Source organism: Pseudarthrobacter equi, assembly GCF_900105535.1.
Taxonomy (GTDB): Bacteria; Actinomycetota; Actinomycetes; order Actinomycetales; family Micrococcaceae; genus Arthrobacter; species Arthrobacter equi.
The window spans coordinates 1,308,831-1,334,729 of the sequence record NZ_LT629779.1 but is presented as its reverse complement, the minus strand read 5'-3'; the positions used below and the strand labels follow the sequence as shown (position 1 = coordinate 1,334,729).

General features: G+C 67.2%; 23 protein-coding genes, 1 tRNA gene, 1 pseudogene and 2 riboswitches. Of the genes and pseudogenes, 9 read left to right on the top strand and 16 right to left on the bottom strand.

All coding sequences use genetic code 11. The annotated features are described in order from the left end of the window. Positions 1–44 precede the first annotated feature (44 nt). A complete protein-coding gene (locus BLT71_RS06075) occupies positions 45–875 on the bottom strand; it encodes an inositol monophosphatase family protein (protein ID WP_091718466.1) in 831 nt (276 codons plus the stop codon). 32 nt (positions 876–907) lie between these two features. Here BLT71_RS06075 and BLT71_RS06070 point away from each other — a divergent pair, with 32 nt between their 5' ends. Further along, positions 908–1,543 (top strand): hypothetical protein, encoded by a 636-nt coding sequence (locus tag BLT71_RS06070; RefSeq protein ID WP_091718464.1) that lies wholly within the window; start codon positions 908–910, stop codon positions 1,541–1,543. Here BLT71_RS06070 and BLT71_RS06065 read toward each other — a convergent pair. Further along, entirely contained in the window at positions 1,503–2,288 is a 786-nt protein-coding gene (locus tag BLT71_RS06065) for a DUF998 domain-containing protein (protein ID WP_091718462.1), read from the bottom strand. The two genes, BLT71_RS06070 and BLT71_RS06065, sit on opposite strands and share 41 nt — an antisense overlap. An 83-nt stretch (positions 2,289–2,371) precedes the next feature. On the opposite strand from BLT71_RS06065, the gene BLT71_RS06060 reads away from it, so the two are divergent. The 3 genes from BLT71_RS06060 to BLT71_RS06050 all read left to right on the top strand — a co-directional run bounded on the left by BLT71_RS06060 (position 2,372) and on the right by BLT71_RS06050 (position 3,416). Beyond that, positions 2,372–2,444: transfer RNA gene (locus BLT71_RS06060), tRNA-Arg, on the top strand. A gap of 1 nt (position 2,445) precedes the next feature. Next, positions 2,446–2,940: a DUF6314 family protein gene (locus tag BLT71_RS06055; protein ID WP_091718460.1), complete on the top strand. Its 495-nt coding sequence runs from the start codon at positions 2,446–2,448 to the stop codon at positions 2,938–2,940. After that, entirely contained in the window at positions 2,937–3,416 is a 480-nt protein-coding gene (locus tag BLT71_RS06050; RefSeq protein WP_091718458.1) for an NUDIX hydrolase, read from the top strand. Before BLT71_RS06055 ends, BLT71_RS06050 begins: the two co-directional genes overlap by 4 nt. Positions 3,417–3,441: 25 nt before the next feature. On the opposite strand, the gene BLT71_RS06045 is transcribed toward BLT71_RS06050, so the two are convergent. Both BLT71_RS06045 and BLT71_RS06040 read right to left on the bottom strand, forming a co-directional pair. After that, complete coding sequence (locus BLT71_RS06045) at positions 3,442–5,355, bottom strand: ABC transporter ATP-binding protein (protein WP_091718456.1); 1,914 nt, start codon at positions 5,353–5,355, stop codon at positions 3,442–3,444. 2 nt (positions 5,356–5,357) lie between these two features. Further along, positions 5,358–7,019, bottom strand: a complete 1,662-nt coding sequence (locus BLT71_RS06040; protein WP_091718454.1) for an ABC-F family ATP-binding cassette domain-containing protein — start codon at positions 7,017–7,019, stop codon at positions 5,358–5,360. A 251-nt stretch (positions 7,020–7,270) separates the two neighbouring features. On the opposite strand from BLT71_RS06040, the gene BLT71_RS06035 reads away from it, so the two are divergent. Together BLT71_RS06035 and BLT71_RS06030 are read left to right on the top strand one after the other, a co-directional pair. Further along, positions 7,271–8,008 (top strand): hypothetical protein, encoded by a 738-nt coding sequence (locus tag BLT71_RS06035; protein WP_091718452.1) that lies wholly within the window; start codon positions 7,271–7,273, stop codon positions 8,006–8,008. Then, positions 8,005–8,742: a hypothetical protein gene (locus BLT71_RS06030; RefSeq protein ID WP_091718451.1), complete on the top strand. Its 738-nt coding sequence runs from the start codon at positions 8,005–8,007 to the stop codon at positions 8,740–8,742. The genes BLT71_RS06035 and BLT71_RS06030 overlap by 4 nt, the downstream gene beginning before the upstream one ends. A gap of 281 nt (positions 8,743–9,023) precedes the next feature. On the opposite strand, the gene BLT71_RS06025 is transcribed toward BLT71_RS06030, so the two are convergent. The 10 genes and pseudogenes from BLT71_RS06025 to BLT71_RS05985 all read right to left on the bottom strand — a co-directional run bounded on the left by BLT71_RS06025 (position 9,024) and on the right by BLT71_RS05985 (position 20,420). Then, entirely contained in the window at positions 9,024–12,053 is a 3,030-nt protein-coding gene (locus tag BLT71_RS06025) for an alpha-mannosidase (protein WP_091718449.1), read from the bottom strand. 123 nt (positions 12,054–12,176) lie between these two features. Continuing rightward, complete coding sequence (gene fdhD / locus BLT71_RS06020; RefSeq protein ID WP_091718448.1) at positions 12,177–13,055, bottom strand: formate dehydrogenase accessory sulfurtransferase FdhD; 879 nt, start codon at positions 13,053–13,055, stop codon at positions 12,177–12,179. Between the two features lie 66 nt (positions 13,056–13,121). Then, the gene (locus BLT71_RS06015; protein ID WP_091718446.1) at positions 13,122–14,630 is read right to left on the bottom strand and encodes a molybdopterin-binding protein; all 1,509 of its coding nucleotides are present in this window, start codon (positions 14,628–14,630) and stop codon (positions 13,122–13,124) included. Then, positions 14,627–14,923 carry a DUF6457 domain-containing protein gene (locus BLT71_RS20540; protein ID WP_231994462.1) on the bottom strand — a complete coding sequence of 99 codons (297 nt, stop codon included), beginning with the start codon at positions 14,921–14,923 and terminating at the stop codon, positions 14,627–14,629. Before BLT71_RS20540 ends, BLT71_RS06015 begins: the two co-directional genes overlap by 4 nt. A gap of 12 nt (positions 14,924–14,935) precedes the next feature. Next, positions 14,936–15,595, bottom strand: coding sequence for a molybdenum cofactor guanylyltransferase (gene mobA / locus BLT71_RS06010; protein ID WP_172829913.1), 660 nt, complete (start codon positions 15,593–15,595; stop codon positions 14,936–14,938). 185 nt (positions 15,596–15,780) lie between these two features. Then, on the bottom strand, positions 15,781–16,281 hold the full coding sequence (locus tag BLT71_RS06005; RefSeq protein ID WP_091718444.1) for an HNH endonuclease: 501 nt from the start codon (positions 16,279–16,281) through the stop codon (positions 15,781–15,783). A 244-nt stretch (positions 16,282–16,525) separates the two neighbouring features. Beyond that, a complete protein-coding gene (locus tag BLT71_RS06000; RefSeq protein ID WP_091718442.1) occupies positions 16,526–17,299 on the bottom strand; it encodes an NlpC/P60 family protein in 774 nt (257 codons plus the stop codon). A gap of 157 nt (positions 17,300–17,456) precedes the next feature. Further along, positions 17,457–18,143, bottom strand: a pseudogene (locus BLT71_RS05995) (C40 family peptidase). A 70-nt stretch (positions 18,144–18,213) separates the two neighbouring features. Further along, positions 18,214–18,395: riboswitch (cyclic di-AMP (ydaO/yuaA leader) on the bottom strand. Positions 18,396–18,523: 128 nt separating this feature from the next. Beyond that, positions 18,524–19,354, bottom strand: a complete 831-nt coding sequence (locus tag BLT71_RS05990; RefSeq protein ID WP_091723851.1) for a M23 family metallopeptidase — start codon at positions 19,352–19,354, stop codon at positions 18,524–18,526. Between the two features lie 10 nt (positions 19,355–19,364). Beyond that, positions 19,365–19,583, bottom strand: a riboswitch (cyclic di-AMP (ydaO/yuaA leader). A 141-nt stretch (positions 19,584–19,724) separates the two neighbouring features. After that, positions 19,725–20,420: a metal-dependent transcriptional regulator gene (locus BLT71_RS05985; protein ID WP_091718440.1), complete on the bottom strand. Its 696-nt coding sequence runs from the start codon at positions 20,418–20,420 to the stop codon at positions 19,725–19,727. Between the two features lie 295 nt (positions 20,421–20,715). Between BLT71_RS05985 and serC the strand changes: the two genes are divergently transcribed. Further along, positions 20,716–21,846 carry a phosphoserine transaminase gene (serC, locus tag BLT71_RS05980; protein ID WP_091718437.1) on the top strand — a complete coding sequence of 377 codons (1,131 nt, stop codon included), beginning with the start codon at positions 20,716–20,718 and terminating at the stop codon, positions 21,844–21,846. 114 nt (positions 21,847–21,960) lie between these two features. On the opposite strand, the gene BLT71_RS05975 is transcribed toward serC, so the two are convergent. Together BLT71_RS05975 and BLT71_RS05970 are read right to left on the bottom strand one after the other, a co-directional pair. Beyond that, positions 21,961–22,575 (bottom strand): DUF3027 domain-containing protein, encoded by a 615-nt coding sequence (locus BLT71_RS05975; protein ID WP_091718436.1) that lies wholly within the window; start codon positions 22,573–22,575, stop codon positions 21,961–21,963. A gap of 6 nt (positions 22,576–22,581) precedes the next feature. Continuing rightward, positions 22,582–22,965 carry a cold-shock protein gene (locus BLT71_RS05970; RefSeq protein ID WP_015936126.1) on the bottom strand — a complete coding sequence of 128 codons (384 nt, stop codon included), beginning with the start codon at positions 22,963–22,965 and terminating at the stop codon, positions 22,582–22,584. Positions 22,966–23,173: 208 nt separating this feature from the next. Between BLT71_RS05970 and BLT71_RS05965 the strand changes: the two genes are divergently transcribed. Next, the gene (locus BLT71_RS05965) at positions 23,174–23,407 is read left to right on the top strand and encodes a hypothetical protein (RefSeq protein ID WP_091718434.1); all 234 of its coding nucleotides are present in this window, start codon (positions 23,174–23,176) and stop codon (positions 23,405–23,407) included. A gap of 10 nt (positions 23,408–23,417) precedes the next feature. Next, entirely contained in the window at positions 23,418–25,898 is a 2,481-nt protein-coding gene (locus BLT71_RS05960; RefSeq protein ID WP_091718433.1) for a helicase-associated domain-containing protein, read from the top strand. The last annotated feature ends 1 nt before the right edge of the window (position 25,899 follow it).

The following is a 25,899-nucleotide window of genomic DNA, read 5'->3' as shown; positions in this document are numbered from 1 at the left end:
ACTCCCGGCCTGTGGATGACGTGCCCCTGAGAGCCCGGAACGGCTTAGGCCACCGAGCCTGATTCGAGCGCGGCACGCAACTCGCGCACCGCCGTCGTGCCCCCGGCCATGAACCACTCCAGGCCGTTGACCTGCACGGTGTCCACGGCGCCGCCGGCGGCGCGGACAATCGCTTTGCCGGGCAGCCAGTCCCATTCGGGGCAGCTGTGCTGGAACCAGCAGCCGAGCTGCCCGTCGGCCACCCTGCCCAGGTCGCAGGAGCCGGATCCGAGCATGCGCAGCGCCGCGGCGGAGGTCGCCGCTGCGTGCCAGGGCATGGCGCAGAGCGGGTCCATCAGCCAGGTGGGGTGGATGTAGGTGGCGGCGCCCAGTTGGGCGGCCGCGGTGGCGTTGCGTTCCCCGTGGTTGTCGCTGTAGACGGTGATGGTGTCGCCGTTCAGCGTGGCCTGCCGGCTGCTGCCGCCCAGCCACAACTTGTCCTCCTCAGGCTGGAAGATGGCCCCCAGTTGGACGTCATGCTCATCCTTGAGCGCAATGGCCGAGCACCAGTACGTGGAGCCATGCAGGAAGTTGTAGGTGCCGTCCACGGGGTCGATGACCCAGGTGCGGCCGCTGGTCCCCTGCACGGAGGCGCCTTCTTCGCCCAGGATGCCGTCCTCGGGCCGGCACCTCTGCAGCTGTGAGAGGACGTATTCCTCCGCAGCGTGGTCCGCGGCCGTCACGACGTCGGAAACAGAAGTCTTCTGCTGGGACTGCAGTCCTGCCATCCGCATGAGGAGCGCCAGTTGACCGGCTTCGCGGACCAGCGCCGCCGCCAGCTGATAGTCGTCCAGTGCAGGGTCAAGTACAGCTGCGCTGTGTCGGCCAATGGTCATGGCTTCAGTCTATGGGGCGGAATAATGGAGCCATGGCCAAAACCCCTGCCCAGCGGATCAAGAAGCACGGCGCAAAGGCTGCCGTGCCGCAGCACCATCTCCCGCCGGTGGTGAACCCCACCACCGCGCGCACTCCCGAGAAAGCGCAGAACAACAGCAACCTCATCCTGATCGCGGGCGTGGTGGCCAGCCTGTTCCTGTTCTGGTACCTGCACCTGCTGACCATGGACCAGCTCACCCAGCTCTCTGTCGACAAACCCATGCCGGACTCCCTGGTGGGCGGCTTCGATCCTGCCTACATCGAGGATCTGCGCGGCGCCATGAATGACGACGCGCGCGGCCAGCTCAACTACGTCCACAAGACCGCCGGCATCCTGTTCCCGCTGATCTTCGGGTTCACCTGGCTGCTGCTCATTGGCACCAATGTGGCCAAGAAGTCCCTGCGCTGGGTGCTGTGGTCCCTCCCCATGCTGTTCGTGGTGGTACGGCTCTGGGCCAACGTGGCGATTGACGCACTGATGGGACCGGATGCTCCCGACGCCGGCCAGGTGGCCCTCGCGTCCGGCCTCACGGTAGCCGGTTGGGTCCTGCTGGTCCTGAGCCTTTTGGCGGGCGCGGCGGCTGTGGTTATCGGGACGCGGAAGCGGAAGGCCGCGACGGCCGGCTGAGCCCGGCCCGCAGGTTCTTCCGGTGCCTGTGGACCCGCCGTGCGATGACGATGCCCGCCGTTGCCATGCCCACCGTGACCGGATAGCCCATGAGCCGTTCCAGCGTCCCGGGCTCCGGAACGTCCATGCCGGTCAGGCCGCCGGTTGCCAGCGCCGCCAGGGAGACGGCCCCGCAGGCCAGGAGGAACCAGGCCATGCGGGCCTTCCGCAGCCAGAGGAAGCCCAGCACCAGCAGCGCCGCCGCGCCGGTGAGGAAGTAGGTAACGGCACCGACGAAGTGCCAGCCGGAGCCGGCGTCCTCAGGGACGAGCCCCACCACCACGGTTCCCGCCCCTGCCGCTCCCGTCAGCACCCGCACCGCGGCGGCCGCGAACCATGGCCGGCGCCGGCCCGGCTCAACCCGGGCACCGGGACGGGCCGCGACGCACAACAGCCCGGACGTCAGCAGCACCGCGCCCAGCAGCATCCCCAGCCCCTGCACCACGAACGAGGCGTTCATCAGCCAGTTCAACGGCGAACACACCTGGCGGCCGTCGTAGATACCGCAGTTGAGCGCGCCAAGGTCGCTGATGTAGCCGGTGCGCAGGTCATAGGGGCGCGGACCGGCCCAGGCCATGACCACGGCGGCCTCCGCCGCAAAGTACTGGAGAACGCTCAGGACGGACCACGCGCCGATGTACTGCCGGGTGGATGCTGTGTCCGGTATGAGGGTGGCAGCGGGAGCGGCCGACGGGGCAGGACTCATGCCTTGAGCGTAGTACGGCTCCGTACCTTGTATGCTGGTATGCGTGTCCGTCCGGACCGGCGCCGCCGATCCCCAGGATGCCTGCCCTCGTAGCTCAGTGGATAGAGCACGGCTCTCCTAAAGCCGGTGTCGTTGGTTCGATTCCAATCGAGGGCACTTGAATTTCGAGTCCCCGGCGTTTGACCTTCGCGCCTACCTGCTCGGCCCCGCCGGCGCACCGGACGGGACAGCTGATGCGGGTAGCCCCGGCCGTTGGACCGTCGAACGGGACCTGCTGGACCGGGCGGCCGGCACCCGCGGAACCTTTTCCGGCGTCGTACTTTTCACGCCAGCGCCCGACGCCGGCCTGCACCTTCGCGAGGAAGGCACCATGCGCTGGCCCACCTTCACCGGCCCCGCCACCCGCGACTACCTGCTCAGGCCCAGCGGCCGGCCGGACGCCCTGGACGTCTTCTTCCCGGACGGGCGGCCATTCCACCGCATGAGCTTCGCCCCGGAGGCCAACCTGGATAACCACTGGTGCGATCCCGATACCTACCGCGTGGCTTACACGTTCGAGGGCCCGCACCGGTTCAGCTACAGCTGGGACGTGGCCGGGCCGCACAAGGACCTGCTGCTCACCACGCACCTGACCCGGGATGGGGACTCATGAAGCACCGGATCGTGGTGTCCGCCGTCTGCGTTTTTGACGATGCCGGCCGCCTCCTCACCGTCCGCAAACGCGGCACCACCATGTTCATGCACCCTGGCGGCAAACCGGAACCCGGCGAGACGGCCGTGCAGGCGGCGGCCCGCGAGCTGGAGGAGGAAGTGGGCATCGTCATCGAGCCACGCCAGCTCCGGCTGATGGGGGTATGGATTGCCGATGCCGCCAACGAAGCCGATACGGATATCGAGGCCACGGTGTTCATGGCGCCCGGGACGTGGCAGGCCCATCCGTCGGCCGAGATTGCGGAGATCCGCTGGCTGGACCTTGCTGGCCGGGACGGAGCCGTTTCGGAAGCCGCTGGTTCGGACGCTTCCGGGCTGGGTGCCGGCGCTCCCCTTCCCGGCGACCTCGCACCGCTGCTGACGGACCACATCCTGCCCGCGCTGGCCGCGCCCGACGCCACCCCGCCCGGCCCCTGACGCCCCACCGGCGGCGGAAAGGCTGCTAGGCCTCGGGGACGGCTTCTGCTGCGACGGCCGTGGCCTCGGCGAACTGCGTCCGGTAGAGCTCCGCGTAGCGGCCTTCGGCGGCCAGGAGCTCTGTATGCGTCCCGCGTTCCACGATGTGGCCGCCCTCCACCACCAGGATGGCGTCGGCCGCGCGGACGGTGGACAGCCGGTGCGCTATCACGACGGCGGTACGCCCCTCAAGGGCGGCGCCAAGGGCTGCCTGCACCGCGGCTTCGTTCGTGGAGTCCAGGGCCGCCGTCGCCTCGTCCAGGATGACCACCCGGGGCTGGGCGATCAGGAGCCGGGCGATGGTCAGCCGCTGGCGTTCACCGCCGGAAAGCCTGTAGCCGCGCTCGCCCACCACGGTTTCGAGTCCGTCCGGCAGCGATCTGATCATCGTCTCCAGGCGTGCCTGCCGCAGGACATCCCACATGTCATCATCCGTGGCGTCCGGGCGCGCAAGCCGAAGGTTGGAGGCGATGGTCTCGTGGAACAGGTGGCCGTCCTGGGTGACCATTCCCATCGTGTCCCGCAGGGAATCAAACGTGGCGTCCCGGACGTCCATCCCGGTTCCCGGCGTGTTGCCACCCAGCCGCACCGCGCCCGAGTCGACGTCGTACAGCCGCGACAGCAGCTGGGCGATGGTGGACTTGCCGGCGCCGGATGAACCCACCAGAGCCACCGTCTGGCCCGGCTCAACCCGGAAGCTGACACCGTGCAGCACTTCCTCGCCGCCGCGGGTGTCCAGGGTGGAGACTTCCTCGAGCGAGGCCAGGGAGACTTTGTCCGCCGACGGGTAGGCGAACCGGACGTCGTCGAACTCAACGGACACCGGCCCGGCCGGAACCGGGCGGGCGTCCGGCTTCTGCTGGATGAGCGGCTTCAGGTCCAGGATTTCGAACACCCGTTCAAAGCTGACCAGTGCGCTCATGACTTCCACCCGGGCGTTGGACAGCGCCGTGAGCGGCGCGTAAAGCCGGGTCAGAAGCAGCGCCAGGACCACCACGTCGCCGGGGGCCAACTGGCCGCCCAGGGCGAGCCAGCCGCCCAGGCCGTAGACCAGCGCCAAGGCAAGCGCTGAGACCAGCGTCAGGGCCGTGACGAAGGTGAACTGCAGCATCGCCATGCGGACGCCGATGTCGCGGACCCTGCCTGCGCGGGCAGCGAACTCGCGGGATTCCTCATCCGGGCGGCCGAACAGCTTGACCAGGGTGGCACCCGGCGCGGAGAACCGCTCCGTCATCTGGGTGCCCATGGCGGCGTTGTGGGCGGCGGCTTCGCGGCGCAGGTCTGCCAGCTTGGAGCCCATGCGCCGGGCCGGGATCAGGAAGATCGGCAGCAGCACCATGGCGAGCACTGTCACCAGCCACGATGTATTGAGCATGACGGCCAGCGTCAGGACCAGGGCCACGGAGTTGCTCACCACGCCGGAGAGGGTCCCGGCGAAGGCGGACTGCGCCCCGATGACGTCATTGTTGAGCCGGCTGACCAGCGCTCCCGTCCGGGTACGCGTGAAGAAGGCGATGGGCATGCGCTGCACGTGGTCGAACACCCGGGTGCGCAGGTCCACGATGACGCCTTCGCCGATGATCGACGACAACCAGCGGGTCAGCAGCCCCACGCCGGCCTCTCCCACAGCCACGATGGCGATCAGCATGGCAAGCCAGATCACGGTTTCGGTGGCTGCCTTGGCAATGATGGCGTCAACCACCTGGCCGGCGAGCACCGGGGTGGCCACGGCCAGGAAGGCCGCCGCAATGGATGAGAGCACGAAGGCGATGAGCTTGCCCTTGTGCGGGGCGGCGAAGGCCAGCACCCGTTTCAGGGTTTCCTTGGAGAACGGCTTGGAGCCGCTCTTCGCGGTGCTGATGTTGTACAGCGAGCTCCAGGCCACGCGGTCCATGCTCATGGTTATTTCTCCTGGCTAGCAGTGTGGTGGAGTTGCCGGACCGTGCCGTCTTCGAGGTGCCACCGGTAGTCGAGGCGAACGTTTTCCAGCAGCCGACGGTCGTGGGTGACCAGCAGCAGGGCTCCGTCGTAGCTTTCAAGGGCCTCTTCCAGCTGCTCTATGGCCGGCAGGTCGAGGTGGTTGGTCGGTTCGTCCAACACCAGCAGGTTCACGCCGCGCGCCTGGAGCAGTGCCAGGGAAGCCCGGGTCCGCTCCCCCGGGGACAGGGAATCCACGGTCCGTGAGGTGTGGTCCGCCTTGAGGCCGAACTTTGCCAGGAGCGTCCGGACGTCTGCGCTGTTCCAGTCCGGCAGCACCGCTTCGACTGCGTCGCCCAGCGGCGAGCCGCCGTCCAGCAGCCCGCGGGCCTGGTCAATCTCTCCGATGGCCACCGTGGCACCCATGGAGGCGTCGCCGTCGTCCGGTGCCTGCGTTCCCAAAAGGAGGCGCAGGAGGGTGGACTTTCCGGCGCCGTTGGGCCCGGTGATCCCGATGCGCTCGCCGCCGTTGAGTTGGAGGCTGACCGGTCCCAGCGTGAAGCTGCCCTGGCGTGCCACGGCGTTGCGCAGGGTGGCCACGACGGCGCTGGAGCGGGGAGCCTGGCCGATGCTGAATTGGAGCTGCCACTCCTTCCGGGGCTCCTCCACCACGTCCAGCCTGGCAATGCGGGACTCCATCTGGCGGATCTTCTGGGCCTGCTTTTCGGAGGACTCAGTGCTGGCCGCGCGCCGGATCTTGTCGTTGTCCGGGCTCTTCTTCATGGCGTTCCGCACGCCCTGGGAGCTCCACTCACGCTGGGTCCGGGCACGGGACACCAGGTCCGCCTTCGTGGCCGCGAATTCGTCGTATTTCTCGCGGGCGTGCCGGCGTGCCACCGCGCGCTCTTCGAGGAAGGCGTCGTACCCGCCGTCGTAGACCGCCACGGCGTTCTGGGCCAGGTCCAGTTCCACGATGGTGGTGACGCAGCGGGCCAGGAACTCGCGGTCATGGCTGACCAGCACCACGCCGCCGCGCAGGTTGGTGACGAAGTCTTCCAGTTTGGCCAGCCCGGCAAGGTCCAGGTCATTGGTGGGCTCGTCCAGCAGCACAACGTCGAACCGGCTCAGCAGCAGCGCGGCCAGGGCGACCCTGGCGGCCTGGCCACCGGACAGCCCGGTCATCAGGGCATCGGCGCCCGTTGCCAGGCCAAGGTCGGCGAGGACAGGCGGGATGCGTTCGTCCAGGTCTGCGGCGCCCGATGCCATCCACCGGTCGAAGGCGCGGGCGTAGGCGTCGTCCGCTCCGGGAGCTCCGGCGCCTAGGGCTTCTGCGGCGGATTCCATTTCGGCGGTGGCCTGGGTGCAGCCGGTGCGGCGACCGATGTACGCTGCCACGGTTTCGCCGGACACTCGCTCGTGTTCCTGCGGCAACCACCCCACGAAGGCGTCGGCGGGGGCCAGGCTGACGGAGCCGCCCTGGGGCTGGTCGACGCCGGCGAGGAGACGCAGCAGCGTTGATTTCCCGGCACCGTTGGCGCCCACTACGCCCACCACGTCTCCCGGCGCCACCGTGAAGGAAAGATTTTCGAAAAGCGTGCGGTGGCCGTGGCCGCCGGAGAGGTCTTTGGCAACAAGGGTTGCAGTCATTGATGCGTCCTTTCGCCCGGGTGCATGCGCAGCCGGTCCCATGCCGGAACAGGCCCGGCGATGCCGTACGGACAGTCGCGGGAAAGGCGCTCCGGGCCGCGGGCATGAAAGAACCCGCTGGTCCGGACTTGGGGGGTGTACGGACCAACGGGCTCGACCATCAAGCATAGTCGAAACACCTCCCCGGGTAAAATCGGCGGTCCCGCGGCACGGTAAAATCGACTCACCATCCGTCCTGCAGAGAGCACTTCATGACCCTTCCCGCCAAGGCGTTCCAGCGCTGGCTGCAAGGCATCGCCCCTGATGCCAGCACGGCAGACGTCTGCCGGGTCTCCGGGATCAAGCGGACCACGCTCGCCCAGCAACTGGTGCGCGGCAAGGTTTCCGTCTCCACGGTGGTGAGCATCAGCCGCGCGTACAACATCAACCCCGTGGCCGCCCTTGCGGGTTTTGACAGTTATCGCGTCCTTGCAGGCCCGCCGCAGCCGCCCACCCGGTGTGAGCTGGTCAGCCAGATTTCGACGGCGGACCTGCTGCGCGCGGCGCTGGCTCGTCCGGCCATGGACCCTTTGGGCCGCCAGGGCGCTGCGCCGGCTCCCCTGAGCCCGGTCCCGCATGCCTCCTCGGTGAAGAACTGGGTGGATGCGATCGACGACGGCGAGGTCCGGCACCGGGTGTCAGCCGCCACCGGGATCGCACCGCAGAATTACTCCGCCCAGCTGACAGCCAACAGGTTGTCGCCGGAACTGGCGGTGGCCACCTCGGTGGCGGCCGGGGTGGGCCCGGCAAGCGGGCTGGTAGCCACCGGCCTGATCACGGAAGAGGAAGCCGGGTGGGCGCCAGGAGCGCGCCAGGAGGCGCTGGACAGCATGTCCGACGGCGACCTCACCGCCTTGGTGGGCGACAGGATGCAGGCATTGGGCAAGGTATTGCGCCGACAGGAGCAGGACCAGGCACAGACGGAAAAAATATGGGAGAACCTGGGATGATCACTATCCTTCAATGGACCACTTTGGCGATCTGCGCGATGATTGCCATCGCCCGCATCCCCAGCGCCCTGCGCGGCAGGAACAGGTCACTGTTTTATATTTTCGCCCTGATGACCCTCGCCATCCTGCTCAGCATCGAGGCTCCCTACGTCGCCATCGACCAGGCGCTGGGTGGCATCAACCTGACCAACCTGTTGCTGCGGTTCGTCATCTTCGGCGCCATCTACTTCGTGGGGGTCCGCATCACCAAGGGCTTCGGTGCCACGAATGCATACCGGCTGATCACGGGCCGGACAGGCATGCTGGCGCTGGCTGTTCTCTCGGCACTGGTGGTGGTGGTGTTCCTCCTGATGGACACGGCCGGATCCTCGGCGGGGCTGGTGACAGTTTCCGGCAAGGACCACCGCAACGGCGTGCTGGTGGAGTACTACGGTGCGGCGGGACGGGCCTACCCCGCCTTCGTTTCACTCGTCCTCTTTCCGGCGATGGTCCGCGCGGCGCGAAGCCGCCTGCCCCTCCTGGTCCGTGTTGCCGCCGGACTCCTGGCGGTGGGTGGCCTGTCCATCGCGCTGACATTGTTCTTCCCGGTGGTGCCTCCGGAACTGGGGTCGCTGCGCTTCATTGTCAACTACACGGCCGTGCTGTGCTTCGTCATTGGCCTGGCACTGATCTGGGCCGCACGGATACGGCAGGACAAGCGGGCCGGCATCGGGACGTCATTTACCGAAAAGTAACCAAACTGCCTTTCACAAAATCATTAGAATATGAAACAATCATGAATGTGTGAAGGTGAGGCACGGCGCGTTTTTGAACGGGGATAAATTCTTGGACGACGCCCTGCTTCGGGGGCCTTCGCATGCATTGGGGGGATGAGTGGTGGCGGCCGTTGGGGACCGCCCCCACTCAGCCTATTTAACGGTCCTTTTAGCAGCGCAGGCGCGTCTACGCCCCGGTTTCCGTCCAGGTCTGCGGGCCCGGCGGGACCCCCAGACCTGGACGATGATGACCTCCGGTACTACCGCACGAAGCGCAGGGTCACCAACTGGAACGGACGGAGCTGCAGGTCCGCGCCACCCTCAGCCGCGGACACCCCGGGAGCCTCGGTGGGCCGCTCCAGCAGGTCCGTCACCACAACGTCACGCACGGGGAAATTCGCCGTGATGCGCCCGGCGGTGCGCTGCCCCAGCGACTCATACAGGCGGACCACGACGTCGCCCGAGCCGTCTTCGGCAAGCTTGACCGCTTCGACAACCAGGCCCGGCGTGCCCACCGAGACCAGCGGCTCAACCGGCGCGGCACCCGTGACCAACCGGGGCGCAAGGTTGGTCCTGTACCCCTCTTCCACCGCGGCGCCAATATCAGCACCGGGCCGGACGGTTACGGTCAGCTCGTGCCGGCCGCGGTCGGCCGTGGGGTCCGGGAACTTCGGCGCCCGCAACAGCGAGAGGCGCACCGTGGTGGTGGTGCCGCCGTCGGCCTCCCTGATGTTCCTGGCGACGTCGTGGCCGTAGGTGGACGAATTGGAAACTGCGACGCCGTAGCCGGGCTCCCCCACGTGGATCCAGCGGTGCGCGCAGATCTCGAACTTCGCAGCTTCCCAGGACGTGTTCGTGTGGGTAGGCCGGAAGACATGCCCAAACTGGGTTTCCGACGCCGACCGGTCGGCGCGGACATCAAGGGCAAATCCGAGCTTGAGCAGTTTCTCCCGTTCCTGCCAGTCCACTGATGTGGTGATGGCCAGGGACGGGCTGCCCGGAGCGAGGGTGATGCGCTGGGTAACAGGCGAGGTTCCGGCCAGGCGTTCCACCACAACAGTGGCGCCATCGGACCCCTCCTCCAGCCGGACCGATTCCGCGCCGGTCAGGGCGGTGACGTTGCGCCGGTAGAACTCATCAATATCCCAGGCGTCCCACTCGTTGGGGGTATCCCGGTGCAGCTCCAGCAGGTTGCCGCGCTGTCCCGGTGCTATGGCTTCGCGGCCGGAGGCATAGTCCTGCAGGGATGCCACCAGGCCGTCCGCGTCCAGGACCGCCCGGATCACGCCGTTGTCCAGGACGAATCCGCCATCCCCGCTGCTGGCCCGGACTGTTCCGCCCCGGTCCGACGGTTCGGCGGCGGCCATCGCCGGAACTCCGTTCCGGGCATGCGGGGCGGCGTTGAGCAGGAATGTCCGTTCCCCTGTTCCCAGCGCTGCCGCGGCGGCCTGGCTGATGATGCCTTCCAGGGCGGCCTCGATGGCTTGGTAATTGCGCTCGGCGTCCTGGTGTACCCAGGCAATGGAGCTGCCAGGAAGGATGTCATGGAACTGCTGCAGCAGGACCAGCTGCCAAAGCCGCTTCAGCTCAGCTGCCGGGTACTCGAAGGCGCCGTCGGTGCGGACGGCGGCAGTGGCACACCACAGCTCGGCTTCCCGGAGCAGGTGCTCGCTGCGCCGGTTGCCCTTCTTCGTGCGCGCCTGGCTGGTGTAGGTGCCGCGGTGCAGCTCGAGGTACATCTCCCCCACCCACACGGGCAAGGCCGCATATTCCTCTTCGGCCTGCCGGAAGAAACTCTCAGCGGATCCGATCCTAACCCTGGGTGAGCCTTCCAGATCTGCGGTGCGGGCGGCGGCACTGAGCATTTCCCGGGTGGGTCCGCCGCCGCCGTCGCCGTAACCGAACGGCACCAGGGAAACGGTGCCCCGGCCGTGATCCCTGTAGTTGCGTTCCGCGTGCGCAAGCTCGCGGCCGCTGAGCTCGGCGTTGTAGGTGTCCACCGGGGGGAAGTGCGTAAACAGCCGGGTACCGTCGATGCCTTCCCAGTTGAAGGTGTGGTGCGGCATCCGGTTGGTCTGGTTCCAGGAGATCTTCTGTGTCAGGAACCAGCGGCTTCCCGCGGACTTCACGATCTGCGGCAGGGCGGCGGAATAACCGAATGAGTCCGGCAGCCACGCCTCCCGGCACTCGACGCCGAACTCGGACAGGAAGAACGATTTTCCCTCAATGAACTGCCGCGCCATCGCTTCGCCGCCGGGCATGTTGGTGTCAGACTCCACCCACATGCCGCCCACCGGAACGAACTGCCCGGCGCGGACCTTCTCCCGGATCCTGCTGAACAGTTCCGGATATGACTCCTTGATCCAGGAGAGCTGCTGGGCGGAGGAACACGAAAACACGAAGTCCGGGTTCTCGTCCATCAGGGCCACCACGTTGGAGAAGGTCCTGGCGCACTTGCGGACGGTTTCGCGTACCGGCCACAGCCAGGCCGAATCGATGTGCGCGTGGCCGGTGGCCACCAGTTGGTGGGCAGAAGCGTAAGCGGGCTGCGCCAGCACCCCGGCCAGCGCCTCCCGGCCGGCGGCCGCGGTCCCGGTAACATCGTCCGGGTCCATGACGTCCATCATCCGTTCCAGGGCCCGGAGTATTTCGTGCCGCCGCGGGAGTTCCAAGGGCAGCTGTTCCATCAGCCCGGACAGTGTCCAGACGTCCTGCTGCAGTTCCCAGACGGTCTGGTTGAGTTCGGCGATGGCGATGGTTCCCAGCCGGTAGTGCGGGGCCGTTCCGGCAGTGGACTTGTCACCGTAGGGAGTTGCCGCGAAGGTCCAGTCCTGTGCGAGGTCCGGGTTGGCCGCTGCCTCCACGTAGAAGTCCACCGCCATGCCGGTGCCCAGGAGCTTCAGCGGGATGTACCTGTTACGGGGAGAGACTGCCTTGATGATGGTGCCGTCCGGCCGCCAGGCAATTCCCTCGCATTGGAAGCCGGGGGTCTGGACGGTGAATCCGAGGTCCACCACCACTTCGACCGTGGTGTCCGGGCCGGTGCCCCACGACTCGGGTACGTCGCCCTGCAGCCGGAGCCACCTGGTGCTCCACGGTTTGCCCCATGCCGTCCCGTGCTCGAGGGGCAGGAACTGCTGCCGCATCGCTTCGAGGGCGGGTACCGGCTCATCCGGTACGTCCCAGCTGCTCAGGGTCAGGGGCACGGTCCGGCTGTAGACCGCAGGGTCGATGCGCTCACGCACAAACCTGGTGAGTCGGACTTCCGTGATCCTGCGGTCGTCATGCAATGTGGGCCCTCTTTAGCGCTTGAAAAAATTGGATCATCGTGTCCATTCGATGGACAAATCTACCCGCTGGTAGCCCTCAAACCAACCCCCTTACGGCAGCATCCGAAGGGGGTTGATGGAGCGTCAGGCGGGCGCGGAAGCAGCCACCGGGCTGATGATCCTGGCTGCCCCCGCGTAGACGTTAAGGCTGGTTCCCCTGCTGAAACCGGCAAGCGTCAGGCCGCTGGCCTCGGCGAGTTCCACGGCCAGGCTCGACGGCGCGCTGACGGCAGCCAACACGGGGATACCCGCCTGAGCCGCCTTCTGGACCAGCTCGAATGATGCCCGGCCGGACACCTGGAGGACAGTGCCGCGCAGTGGCAGGAGTCCTTCGCGCAGGGCCCAGCCCACTACCTTGTCCACCGCGTTGTGCCGTCCCACGTCCTCGCGGAGGCACATAAGCTGCACGCCGCCGTCGTCCTCAACCCGGAAAAGCCCGGCAGCGTGCACCCCGCCGGTATCGTCGAAGAGGCGCTGCGACTTCCGGAGCAGTGCGGGCAGGGATGCCAGTACGTGCGCGTCGAGCGTGAGGGGGTCCGCCGCGGGGCTGTGGTGCGAGGACTTCCGGACGGCTTCAATGGAGTCCGTCCCGCAGATGCCGCAGGAGCTGGACGTATAAACGTTCCGTCCCGTTTCCGGCAGGAGGACGTCAGGACGCAGCTGGGCCTCCACCACGTTGAATGTCTGGACACCGTTCTCGTCCTCGCCGGCGCAGAAGCGCAGGGATACCAGCTGGTCCGGGGTCCAGATCACGCCCTCGGACACCAGGAAGCCGGCTACCAGGTCGAAGTCGTCGCCCGGAGTGCGCATGGTGACCGAATAGGAGAGGCTGCCCAGCCGGATTTCCAACGGTTCCTCCACTGCCAGGACATCCTCGCGGTAGCGGACGGGAAACTCCAGCGCCTTCGGCGAGCCGTCCAGGACATACTTATGCACCTTGCGGCGCTGCGTCACGCGTCCCATGGACCGTCCTGCCTGTTCATGTCTCCATCATCGCACTGCAGGGTGCCTGCCCGGCCAAGCCCCGGCTCAGCCGAGAAGGGCGCTCCAGTCCACTGGCCCCGCAGGGCCGGCCTTCGCCGCCGTCCGGGACGTCCTGCTGCTTCGCGGTTTGGCCTTGGCGGGCTCCGCAGGCGCTGGAATGGGCGGGCCCCACGGCAGCGCGAAGGCCGGTACCTGCTCCCCCAGCTGCACGCCGTGCGGCGGAACCACCATGACGCCGTCGGCCGTCGCAAGCCCGCGCATCATGCCCGGGCCGGTGTGCTGGGCCGGCGACGCCATCCCGTACAACAGCCGGAACGGCTTGAGGCGCGTGCGGCCCGGATCCGGGTCTATGAGCGTTCCGGAGGCCACTTCCTGCACCTCCGGCATTGTTCCGTGACCCAGGGCGGCCAACAGGGGCGCGCCCACCGTAAAGAGCGCCATCATGGCGGCGAGCGGATTTCCGGGCAGGCCCAGGACGAACCGGCCGTCCGGGAGTTCGGCCAGCACCACCGGGTGCCCGGGCCGCATGGCCACGCCATCAACCACCAGGCGGCCGCCGAGTTCGGCAACGGCGCGGCGGAGATGATCCGTGCCGGAGCGGCCCGTCCCCCCGGTGGTGATGACGACGTCGGCCGGGAGCCCGGGTGCGCCGGGGCCCTCCGGGACCACGTCCTCCAAGGCCGCGAGCCACTCCCCGTAGGAGTCGCCGATGCGCTGCTGTCCGCCCGGGATGCCACCGAGCATGCCGACGACGGCCGGCAGCTGATGGCCGAACGTGTCCCGGACCTTCCCCGGGGCGGGCAGGCCTTGCACCACCACCTCGGACCCGGTCAGCAGCAGGCGCACCAGGGGTTTGCCCTGTACCGTCAGCTCGTCATATCCGGCCAGTGCGGCGAGTGCCAGGTGCGCCGGGTTCAGGGTCACCCCCGCCGGAACAAGGATGTCCCCTTCCTGTGCTTCCTCGCCTGCTTTGCGCACGTGCTGGCCGTTGCGCGGTTCACCGGGGCGGGCGGTGCCACCCGTGGCAAGGACGGGGAGCCCGTCCTCATCCTCGGCGAGGACGGCGCTTTCGCTGCGCAGGATCCCCTTGCCGCCGGGCGGGATAAGTCCGCCGGTAACGATGGGGCTGGCCTGGTGCGGCGCCAGGCGGGCTCCGGCTTCGACGGGGATCCACGGCCCGGACCCGTTGACTGCCCATCCGTCCATGGCGGAGGAAGCGTAGTGCGGCATGTCCTGGAGCGCAATGATGTCCTGCTCCAGCCTGCGGGCCTGGGCCTGATCCAGCGGCACGGGTCCGGGCGGGATGGGCGTTGCGGCGTCAAAGGCGGCCTGGCGCGCTTCCGCCCAGGTGTGGGCCAGGTGATGGTGGCCCTGGCCCGCGTCCTGTTCCTGGCCGGTTCCGGCCTGACCTTCGTCGTTCTGTCGCAGCGGTTGTTCCTGCAGTTGTCCTTGCGGGTGTCCGTTGCTGTGGTCGTGGCTGTGTTCATGCCTGTGACCATGGCTGTGTTTATGCCCTGTGGGGGATGCTGCTTCCTGCCCGGGTGCTTCTGTCATTCGCCGGGGGCCCCGGGGGCTTCAGCGTCATAGTCGGCAGCCAGTGTGCGGGCGACGGCAAGGGCCTTTTCCATGGCCACGGCATCGGTCGAACTGCCGGAGTTCGAGGCCAGGCCCGCGGCGAATCCGGCAATGAAGGTGGTCAGCGGGGCGGCGGGACGGACCACGGAATGCGCCGCGACGCCGGCAAGGGAAAGGATGGCATTGATGTCCACCTGGACATCCTCAAGCTCGTAGGCCTGGAGCAGCGACCTGCACCATTCCTCCAGTGTTTCGTCCTGGCTCTTCACCACGTGCCTCCCAAGTTAACTGCGGCCGCGCCCGGCCCCGTCCTCCACGTCCGGGCTGCCGGCGGCAATCCCCAGTGCGGCGGCATCGTCCCACGTATCCACATCTGCCGTGTAAGCGGCCGGAACGGCGACAAGCTGCACGTCCAGACTAGCAAGGAGTGACCGGACTGATCCGTTGACCAACCGGCCGTTCGAGGCCAATTCCCGGGCGGACTTTTTTAGCATGCCTGTGCTATAAAGTCCGGCCAGCGGCTGCATCCTCCCTGCGCCGTGTTCATCCTCGGTACAGGCCATGTAAGTCCCCGCTCCCTGCCCCATGGACAACTCATCCAGAAGGGCACGCACAGCCCCGGAGACCAATGGCATGTCACAGGCCAGGACGAGGGTGTGCGGAGCACTCGCCCCCGCCCGGTCCAGGACGTCCAGTCCGGTGGCAATAGCCGCTGCGGGCCCGGCGAACTCCGGCTCTTCGCGGCACGTGAGCACTCCGGGGGGCAACGGGCCGGGGTCCGGACCGACAATTACGGTGGCCCGGGCTCCTTCAGCTGCCGCAAGGACGCGTTCCAGAAGGGTGGTTCCGCGAAACAGCAGTCCCTGTTTCGGGACTCCTCCCAGCCGCGAGGACCGGCCTCCCGCCAGGATGAGGGCATCAAAGGCCGGCACGTCGTCTTGCATGGTTCAAGCGTAGCCAGTGCCGGGCGCCGTCATGACAGTCCAGGCACTCAATAGGTGAGGCGGCCACCACAGCCCAGGCCCGGCGGCCAGCGCAGGCAACACCGCCAGGACCACCAGCCCGTCAGCGCAGGTCGACCGGGCAGCCCAGGTCAATTAGTCGGCCCGCGTCAGGCAGTCAGCGAAGGTCAGGCTGCCCGCTCCGGCAGGAGGAACGGGTCCCACGCCGGCGTGGGCTTTTCCAATTCCTTGATCTGCCAGATGGTGCCGTGCGGAGGCGCTGGCTCGAACCGCAGCTTCCAGCCCATCTCGGCGGGTGTGTGGTCGCCTTTGACGTTGTTGCAGCGCAGGCAGGCAGCCACCAGGTTCTCCCAGGTGTCCGCCCCTCCGCGGGACTTGGGGTGCACATGGTCGATCGTGTGCGCCGCTTTTCCGCAGTACGCACACTTGTGCCCATCCCGCCTCAGGACGCCGCGCCGGCTGACGGCGGTGGCATGGTTGTATCTGGGCCGGATGTAACGGTTGAGGAGAATCACGGAGGGGCGGCCCAGGATTTCCTGCGGACCCACCACGGGATCATCGCCCTCCGCTACCACGCTTGCCTTGCCCGTGAGCACAAGCACCAGCGCCCGGCGGAAAGTAATAACCGCCAGCGGTTCATATCCAGCATTCAGAACGAGAGTGCGCATGCACGTACCTCTTCACGGCCGCACCCGTCAGGGGCACGAGGGCCGGCTGCCCTCGGCATGTCCGGGCTATGGATCGACACCACAAGAGTAAACAAAGAAATGCAGGATCAGCTAATCACGGCACACAAGTATCGTCAGGGAAGGGCGTCCGGAGCGCACCGCCCGTTAACGGCAAAGGACCCCTGCCGCGTGGGCAGGGGTCCTTTTATCCGAAGGGCGGCCGTACCGGCCCTGTCGGGGGGAATCAGTTGACGCGGATGAAGACCGGTCCGGAACCGACGTTTGCGCTGAAGACCACGGTCTGGTTGCCGTTGTAGCCGCCGTGCACTGCCTGGCCGTTGCCGGCGTAAACAGCGATGTGGGCCATGCCGGCGCCGCCGTCGGCGTAGTAGATCAGGTCGCCGGGCTGGGCCTCGGCAGCGCTCACGGTGCGGCCCAGGGAGAGGTAGCCAGCGGGCCAGTCGTGGAAGTTGATGCCCACGGCAGCCAGCGAGTTGGTGACGAGCATGGTGCAGTCCTGGTTGACGCCGAGCTGGGCGTACGCTGCGGACAGGATTGCTGCGCCCTTGCCGCTGGCAGATGCCTGGGGAGCAGATGCGGGCTGCGCCGTGACGGTAGCGGTGACCTTCGGCGCTGCAGCGGTCTGCGTTGCGGGTGTCTGGGCAGCCGGAGCGGCTTCCTGGACCTCAACCTCGGGCTCTGCCTCAACCACCGGAGCCGGGCTGGTACTGACGGCCGGCTTCTCGAAGGAGATGTTGATGGTGGAAGCCGCGGAGATCGGGGCTTCCACAGCTGTTCCAACTTCAAAAGCGGATGCAGGAGCGGAGTCGCGCTGGACGTTGGTGTCAGCTGCGTTTGCGGCGATGCCGCTGGTCAGGACCAGGCCCGAGGCTGCGGCGATAACCGCTGCCTGGCGCCCAACGCCGCCGGCGTTGCCGCCAACAGCCTTGGCGATAATGGCGATTGAGTTGGTCTTGGTGACTTCGGCGCGATGCCGTGCGGTAGCACGAGTCGTCATCAGTTCTCTCTTTCGTTATCCCCGGGCCTGTAGGCAACACGGGGGTTTTGGACGCGCCGGCATCTTGGGGGTACGTCGGCGCGTCCCGAACGGGGATGTGTGATTTAGCGAAAAGCGGGGGCAAAGAAAAAGTTTCTGGGGCCTGGGGCCCCAGAAACTAGTTCATGGTGTAGAACGAGGAGGTTCCCGTGGCGGCAACCGCGTGAAGAAGGGTGCCCTGGGACGGGTTGAGCGCGCTGATCATCATGCCGTTGCCGACGTAGATGCCAACGTGTGCGCCGCCGTTCTGCATGACGAGATCGCCAGGCTGGGGGGTGGAGGTGGGCTTCATGGCGTTCCAGGCATTGACGCGCGGGATGCTGATGCCGGCCTGGGCGTAGACCCACTGGGTGAATCCGGAGCAGTCCCAGCCGTTGGGGCTGGTGCCGCCCCACACGTACGGGTGGCCAATGCCGGTCTACGCGATGGCCGCGATGCCCGAGGTGGCAGCGGAGGAAACTGTTTCCGCGAGCTTCTCGGAAGCAGCTTCGGTTGAGCCAGCGGCTGCGGTGACGGCGTTGCCGGCATCCCGTGCTGCTGACGCAGTGGACTGGGTGCGTACCGGCTCCGGCTTCGGAGCAGCAGTGGTCTTGATGACCGGGCGCTCGAAGGAAACAGTGGCGGTAGGTGCCGCGGTGACAGCCAGGGCGGTCTGGGCCGAACCCGACTCGGTGGATGCCGAGACGCCCGCGGTGGTGTCCGCGACGGCCGGCAGGCCCATAGCCAGGACGAGGCCGGAAGCGGCTGCAACTACTGCAGCCTGGCGACCCACTGTCCCGGCATTGGCACTTACAGCCTTGGACACGGCGCCCAAAGGGTTGGTACGAACCGTTTGCGCACGGTGGCGCGCAGCATTATGGCGTGAAGACACGAAGGTAGCCTCTCCCAATGCCTGCGAGGTGAGCTGTCGGATTCGGATGGGAGTCACCCGGCCACACGGCTTCCAAGGAAGCTTTCGTGACTTAACCCCAAGGCCTTCGAAACAAGAAGGCCAAAATTGGTTCCCCCGCCCCTGCCAGACGATGAAATGCGAACGGACCTTGAGCGGTGGCAGAGTTAGGCAATCCACTCAAGAGCGTCAACTTCGGAAAAGTTGACGCGATTTAGACGGTACAGCAGTTTTGTTTGAATGTCACATTCAGGTCACGGCGGGTCACGGCCATTCGAGAGTCCACCATCATTTGGCTAGAGCCAGCCGGTGGGGTCGACGACCTCACCGTTGACCTGGACTTCAAAGTGGAGGTGGCAGCCCGTGGAGGCGCCGGTGGTCCCGCTGAGGGCAATGACGTCGCCCCGGGAGACGGTTTGGCCCTCCTTCACGTTGAACGACGACAGGTGGTTGTAGGTGGTCTCCAGGCCGTTGCCGTGGTCCACCACCACCCTGTTGCCGCCGCCGTACTGGTGCCAGCCCACAAAAGTCACGGTTCCGGTGGCGGCAGCCATCACGGAGGTACCGCACTGGGCAACATAGTCCTGCCCGCGGTGAAAGTCGCCGGTGCCGCCGGTGATGGGGCTGACGCGGTAGCCGAACGGCGACGCCGTGGTCATGGTGGCCAGCGGGGCCCCCAGGGTACCGGCGGATGCAGCCCGGGAGACCGATCCTGCGGACTGGGCGCTGAGCAGCTGCTTGAGCTTGCCGTCAGGGTCCGCCTGGGTGACCACGGCGGAGCGGCTGAAGTCGATCTGGGCGCCTGCTTCCGCGGAAATCGCGGGCTGTGGCGTCACAGATGAGGCGGCAACGGCACCGGTTCCGCTGGCGTCAGTTGCCATGACGGGACTGGTCACGGGGACGGTAACGGTAAGCACCAGGCCGGTGGCGGCAAGCGCGATGCCGGCCTTCTGGCCGATACCGCTGGCCGAGGCGAATTCCGTTATCTGGCGGAACGGACCCCGACGGCGGCGCGCGTCACGGTGGAGATCGCGGGGGCGCGAGGTCTCGGCAGCCTGGACGGCTTCGACAGCACGCGGCGTAGCAGCGGGGCCCGCCGCGCGGCGGCGGCCCCGGGGGGTCTGCATGGTCAAGAAGGGTTCCTCTCTGGATAGCCTGCGAAGTTAGCTGTCGGATTCGGGTCAGAGAGTTCACAGACCCGGTCCGCCGTAAGCAAGCTGCGGCACAGAGAAATCCCCGGAAGGTTCCTTCACTGGAAGAGGCTTGCTGCTGACGGACTTCACCCCAAGGCAGTCCCCCGCTGCCAGTTGTGGTTCCCCCGCCTCTGCCAGTTATGACTTGGTGCTCCTGATCCGCTGGCAGAGCTCGGCTCCAGATCAGGTAACGCTTAAGTATCAACGCTTTCGTTCAACTATAGGGGCTTAAGTCCCTTAGTAACAATTCCGTTATTTTTGCGTGATCCAGCTCCCACGGGGTAAAAGCAGGGATTTTACGGTGTCAGTTGACGGCTACGAATACGTGGGCAGCCACTTCGGGAGGCAGTTCCAGGGCGCCTTCAATGCCCGGAACACGGACCGAAATGTAGTCCCCCACACGCTCCAGCGATACCGCCGCTCCGGGGCGGATGCCGCCTTCGTCGAGCTGGGACAGGAGTTCGGGTTCCACCTGGATGGGTTCAGCCAACCGGCTGATGGTCACGGCAGAGGCGGGGCCGTACGTCTTCATGGCCTCAAGAAGGCTGATCGCACCGTCGGACAAGGACAGGTCCGGGTGGCCACCCAGTGCGGCCAGTCCGGGAATCGGGTTTCCGTAGGGCGATTCGGTGGGGTGGTTGAGCAGTTCGTAGATCCGGCGCTCAACGCGCTCACTCATCACATGCTCCCAGCGGCACGCTTCGTCGTGGACGTAGGCCCAGTCCAGGCCGATGACATCAGCCAGGAGCCGTTCCGCAAGGCGGTGCTTGCGCATGACCTCCGTGGCACGTTTGCGGCCCACCTCGGTGAGCTCCAGGTGTCGGTCGCCGGACACCACCACCAGGCCGTCACGCTCCATCCGGCCGATGGTCTGGGACACGGTAGGGCCCGAGTGGCGCAACCGCTCTGCAATACGGGCCCTCAGGGCAACGATGTTCTCTTCCTCCAGCTCCAGGATGGTCCGAAGGTACATCTCCGTAGTGTCGATCAGATCCGTCATCCAGCTCAGCTCCTCGAGCGCAATACCCTGCGTTGTTCCGCGTTGTCCCACACGGCCCGCCGCCATGCGGCGCGACATAGTCCGGAGCCAAGCTTAGCCTATTTTGACTTTGTCCTAATAGTTGCAGGCTCCAGGTTCCCGTGTCTCAATGTTTGGACTTTAGCGGCTCCGGCTCCCGCGCCTACGCCTGTTCAGGCAGAATGGGAAAGGCCTGTATTGCAGTCACTGCCGACTGTCGGGCGGCGTTATCCGCCCGACCGGCTAAAGCCACCTCCCCGCCGACATTGGAGCACCCGTGAGCGAAACCAGCATCACTATTCCCGCCGACCTCCTGCCCCGGGACGGACGGTTCGGAGCCGGGCCATCCAAGGTCAGGCAGGAACAGATCGATGCGCTCTCTGCGGCGTCGAAGACCATCCTGGGCACGTCCCACCGGCAGGCCCCCGTCAAGAACCTCGTGGGCTCGGTCCGCGAGGGCCTCAGCCAGTTCTTCCGCGCGCCCGAGGGTTACGAGGTTGTCCTCGGCGTCGGCGGCTCCACAGCGTTCTGGGATGTTGCCTCCTTCGGCCTCGTGGAGAAGAAGGCCCAGCACCTGTCCTTTGGTGAGTTCGGGTCGAAGTTCGCCGCAGCCACCAATAAGGCACCTTTCCTGGATGCGTCCTCCATCATTACGTCGGACCCGGGCACCCGCCCGGCAGCCCGGGCCGAGGCCGGCGTCGACGTTTACGCGTGGCCGCAGAACGAAACCTCCACCGGCGTCGCCGCTCCGGTAAAGCGCGTAGCGGATGCCGATGAGGGCGCACTGGTACTGGTCGATGCGACCTCCGCCGCCGGCGGCCTGGACGTCGATGTGGCCGAGAGCGATGTCTACTACTTCGCCCCGCAGAAGAACTTCGCCTCCGACGGCGGCCTGTGGCTTGGCCTGTTCTCCCCCGCCGCCCTCGAACGCGCAGCACGGATCAAAGCCGGCGACCGCTGGATCCCGGATTTCCTGGACCTGCAGACCGCCATCGACAACTCGAAGCTGAACCAGACCTACAACACCCCGTCGCTGTCCACGCTGGTAACGCTGGACGCGCAGGTGCAGTGGTTGAACTCCAACGGCGGCCTGGACTTCGCAGCGGGACGCACCGCCGACTCCGCCGGCCGCATCTACACCTGGGCCGAGGCATCTGAGTACGCGACGCCGTTCGTCATCAACCCGGACGAGCGCTCGAACGTCATTGCCACCATCGACTTCGACGACTCTGTGGATGCCGCCGCGGTAGCCAAGGTCCTGCGCGCCAACGGCATCGTGGACACGGAGCCTTACCGCAAGCTGGGCCGCAACCAGCTGCGTATCGCCACCTTCGTTGCCATCGACCCCGAGGACGTTTCAGCCCTGCTGGCCAGCATTGACTACGTGGTGGGCGAGCTGCGCAAGTAACTCCCGCCGTCGGCAAGGCCCGGCGACAGAACATACGACGGCGCCGCCCGGGTTTACCCCGGACGGCGCCGTTTGCTGTTGGTTGGTTCGATGGGACCACCATGAGGGGGCTGGCTAGCCCTCCCCGTCATCTGCCTGGGCAGCGTCCGGGGACCCGGCCTGCTGCACAGGCTCTGCCTTTTCAGTCTCCGGTTCGGCTTCGGACTCCCCGGCAGCCTGGGCGTCGGGAACCGTGCGCTCCTGCTCGTGATCCTCTTCCCGGGCGTCCTCGGGCCGCACCCGCTCAGCCCACGGCACCCATTCCGGGGCCAGGATCGAATCCTCCGAGGGCAGCAGGCCCAGTTCGTTGACCGTCACCAGCTTGGACCGGGAGTTGCGGGTGATGACGGCGTACCACTGCCAGCCCGAGTAGCCAGGCAGCCTGGATTCGAACAGGTGCGTCACCAGGCGGTCGCCTTCGCTTTTGGCAGCCAGGTGTGGACCGATGTCCGACGCCGAGGTGATTCCCTCGAGGGCAGTCCTGGCAACGTCGACGGCGGCGGCCAGAAACGCGTCCGGCTTCCCTGTCCGCCACACCGGCACGCCGGCCTTGCGTTGGGGGGCCGCCTTCACGGCCGCGGCGGCGCGGGGGACGGCAGTGCGCTCCGAGGCAGCTGCCTGGGGCGTAACGGCTGTCTCCTGTTCCGAGGCCTGCATTCCTGCGTCGGGCTGTTCAGCTTCCGGATTCATTGCTGCCTAAACGTCCAGCTCGTCGGCAACCTTACGCAGGGCGGCGGCAATGGCCTTGCCCTTGTTGCCGTCCGGGTACTTGCCGTTGGACAGGGTGCCCGAAAGATTGTCGAGGACCGTCACCAGGTCCTGGACCAGGGGGGCAAGGTCGCGGGCGCTGGGCCGTTTGGCCTTGGCGATGGAGGGAGTCTTGTCGAGGACGCGCAGGCCCAGGGCCTGGGCACCCTTGCGGCCGTCGGCCACGCCGAACTCCACGCGGGTGCCGGCCTTGAGTTCCGTTACGCCCTCGGGCAGCGACGATTTGGGCAGGAAGACCTCCTGGCCGTCCTCGCCCGCGAGGAACCCGAAGCCTTTGTCCTTGTCATACCACTTGACCTTGCCGGTAGGCATTGAATCAACCTTCTTCGTTCTGCTGTTGTGAGACACGGCCGGCCGCCACCGCATCCGCACCGGTTGTGCGGGTTTAAGGTATGGCAGCTGCGTACCGTGTTGGTCTTTATCCTTCAAGGTTATCCTGCCCCGCGCCCGAATCCCGCTTCATGCCGCCCCGGACGCCGGGGTTCACGCGCGCTGCCGGAGGGGCGGTAGCGTTACGTCCATGACACCCTCGCGCTACCGGCGGCCCATCATGATTGCCGCCGCCGTCATTGCAGTGCTCTCGCTGGCCGCCGTGGCGGCGGTCATGGCCCTGGCCTTTGCCGGGTCAGTGGCTCCTGCGTGGGTTACCTACACGGCGCTGTACGGCTTGCCCGCCGCATTCGTCCTGATGCTTTTCCTGGTGCTCGACGGCGTTGCAGGGCGGCGCCGGGCAGGAAAACCTGACCAGCGGTAACGTTGGACTGATGTCCCTCATTCGCGCGCTCAGCAAGGACCTGGCAGCCCGTAGCGACGACTCGCTGCGGGAGCTGTTCGCCGCGCGGCCGGACCTGCTCTCCCCCGCCGTGCCTGACTTCCCTGCCCTGGCGGCCCGGGCCAGCTCGCGGGTCAGCGTCCAGCGTGCCTTGGAGCGGCTCAACAGGCCACAGATGCAGGTGCTTGAAACCCTTCATCTGTGCACCAACACCGATACCGGGCACAGCGCCAGCGCACCCGCGCTGCACAAGATGATTGCAGGCTCCTCGGTGCCCATCCTGGAACGGATCCTGGACCGCCTGCAGGATCTTGCCCTGGTGCACCGGGCCGATCCACCCCACGGCACCCCCGCCGGCAACCGCCAGCGCTTCTACCTCCCCGTGGGCTGCCTCAAGGACGTGGTGGGAATCTATCCCGCGGGGCTGGGCCGCAGCTACACGGAACTTGTCCGGCTCCAGCCGGCGTTCGCCCAACGGGCGGTTCAGCTTGTGTCCGAACTGCACCGGAGCGGCGTCGAGATCCAGGATGCCACCACCCCGATGGAGGCGGCGCTGGCCCTGCAGCACTGGACGTCCTCGCCGGAAGCCGTGCAGGACATCCTCGCCCTTGCCCCGGAGCGGACGACGGCGCTGCTCGCCAGGTTCCGGAACTGGGCCATGGGTGCCGTCCCCCAGGCGCAACGCAAGGCGTCCGTCACCACCGAGGGCGCCGACGTCGGGCCCATCGACTGGCTGCTGGCCCGGGGGCTGCTGGTTCCGCTGGACGCCGCCCATGTGGAACTGCCCCACAGCGTAGGGCTGTCCCTGCGGGGCGGCGCCATCATCAACGACTTCACCCTGACGCCGCCGGTGCCGGAGCTCGGCACCACCACCGCGGCCCTCCGGCGGAATGCTGCCCTGAGTGCCATTTCGGACACCCTGCGGCTGGTGGGCGAACTGCTGCACGCCGTCCAGCGCCAGCCCTTGGCCACGCTGCGCAGCGGTGGTGTAGGGGTCCGTGAGACGCGGCGGCTCGGTGAGCTGCTGCGGATCAGCCAGCCGCAGGTTGGACTGCTGCTGGAGCTCTGCGGCCTTGCGGGGCTGATCCGCCTGGACGTCGATTCGTCGTCCTGGGTGCTGCCACCGCAGCTTGAGTGGCTGGCGCTGCCCCGGCAGGAGCAATGGCAGTGGCTGGTCAATGCCTGGCTGTCCAGCGAACGCGTACCGTCGCTGGTGGGCCAGCCGGTCAACGGAACCTCCGGAGTTCCGGCCGCGCACCGGTCGGCTGCCGGCGGGGCCATTGTCCCGTTGTCTGCGGAAGCGCAGCGGCCCGACGCCCCCGTCATCCGCAAACGCATCCTGGAGATACTGCTGGAGCTGACCACCGAGGCGGCGTCCGCTGACGGCGCCGCGCCGGTGCTGGACGCGGCGGCGGTCCTCCAGCGCGCCGAGTGGGCGCAGCCCCGGATGGCGCGGCGCTTCAGCTCCCTGATCCGCGGCGTCCTCGCCGAGGCCGAGCTGCTCGGCCTGGTGGGCTCCGGGGCCCTGACCCAACTGGGAGCCGCCTTCGCCGGTGACAACCCGGACGAGGCGATGACACTCCTGGGCCAGCACCTGCCGGCCGCCCTGAACCACGTGCTGCTCCAGGCCGACCTGACAGCAGTGGCACCTGGTTACCTGGCACCCGACCTGGCTGAAAAGCTCCTGGCCATGGCCGACGCCGAGGGCCAGGGACCAGCCACGATCTACCGGTTCTCCGAGGCCTCCGTCCGGCGCGCACTGGACGCCGGGTATGACGCCGGCCGCCTGCTGCAGTTCCTGCGCGACCACTCCGCCACCGCGGTGCCGCAGCCGCTGGAATACCTCATCCAGGACACCGCCACCCGCCATGGGCAGCTTCGGGTGGGGACCTCCGCCAGTTTCATCCAGAGCGATGACGAGGAAGCGCTGCAGGAACTCCTCTCCGGGCCACGGGCAGCCGCGCTCGGCCTGGTCCGGCTCGCTCCCACCATCCTGGCGTCCTCCCTGCCGCCGCGCGAAACAGTGCAGATCCTGCGCGGCCTTGGCCTCTCGCCGTCGGTGGATGGCGTGGAGGACTCCGCAGTCCGGCTCCGGCGCGGACCGGTCCCGCAGGAAAGCCCGCGGCCCGTGTACACGGCGCCCCGCCTTGCACCGGCGGCCGACGATGTGGACGCCCAGCTTGCCGTGCTGCGCAAGGAGGACGGCTCGCCTGGCCGCAACGGTGCGGCTGGCCGAAAGGCAGAAGCGGCAACCCAGCTGGGGCTGGAGGCGCTGCAGCGCGCCATCCGGCTCAAGCAACGGATCAGCATGAACGTGGTGGACAGCCTGGGGAATGCCACCCTGGAAACCGTCGTTCCGCTTTCAGTAAGCGGCGGACGCGTCCGTGTCTTCGACCCCGCCAAGGACACGGAGCGGGTCCTGTCCATCCACCGAATCATCGATATCGAGGCTGCAGAGGAACTGCACCAGTAAA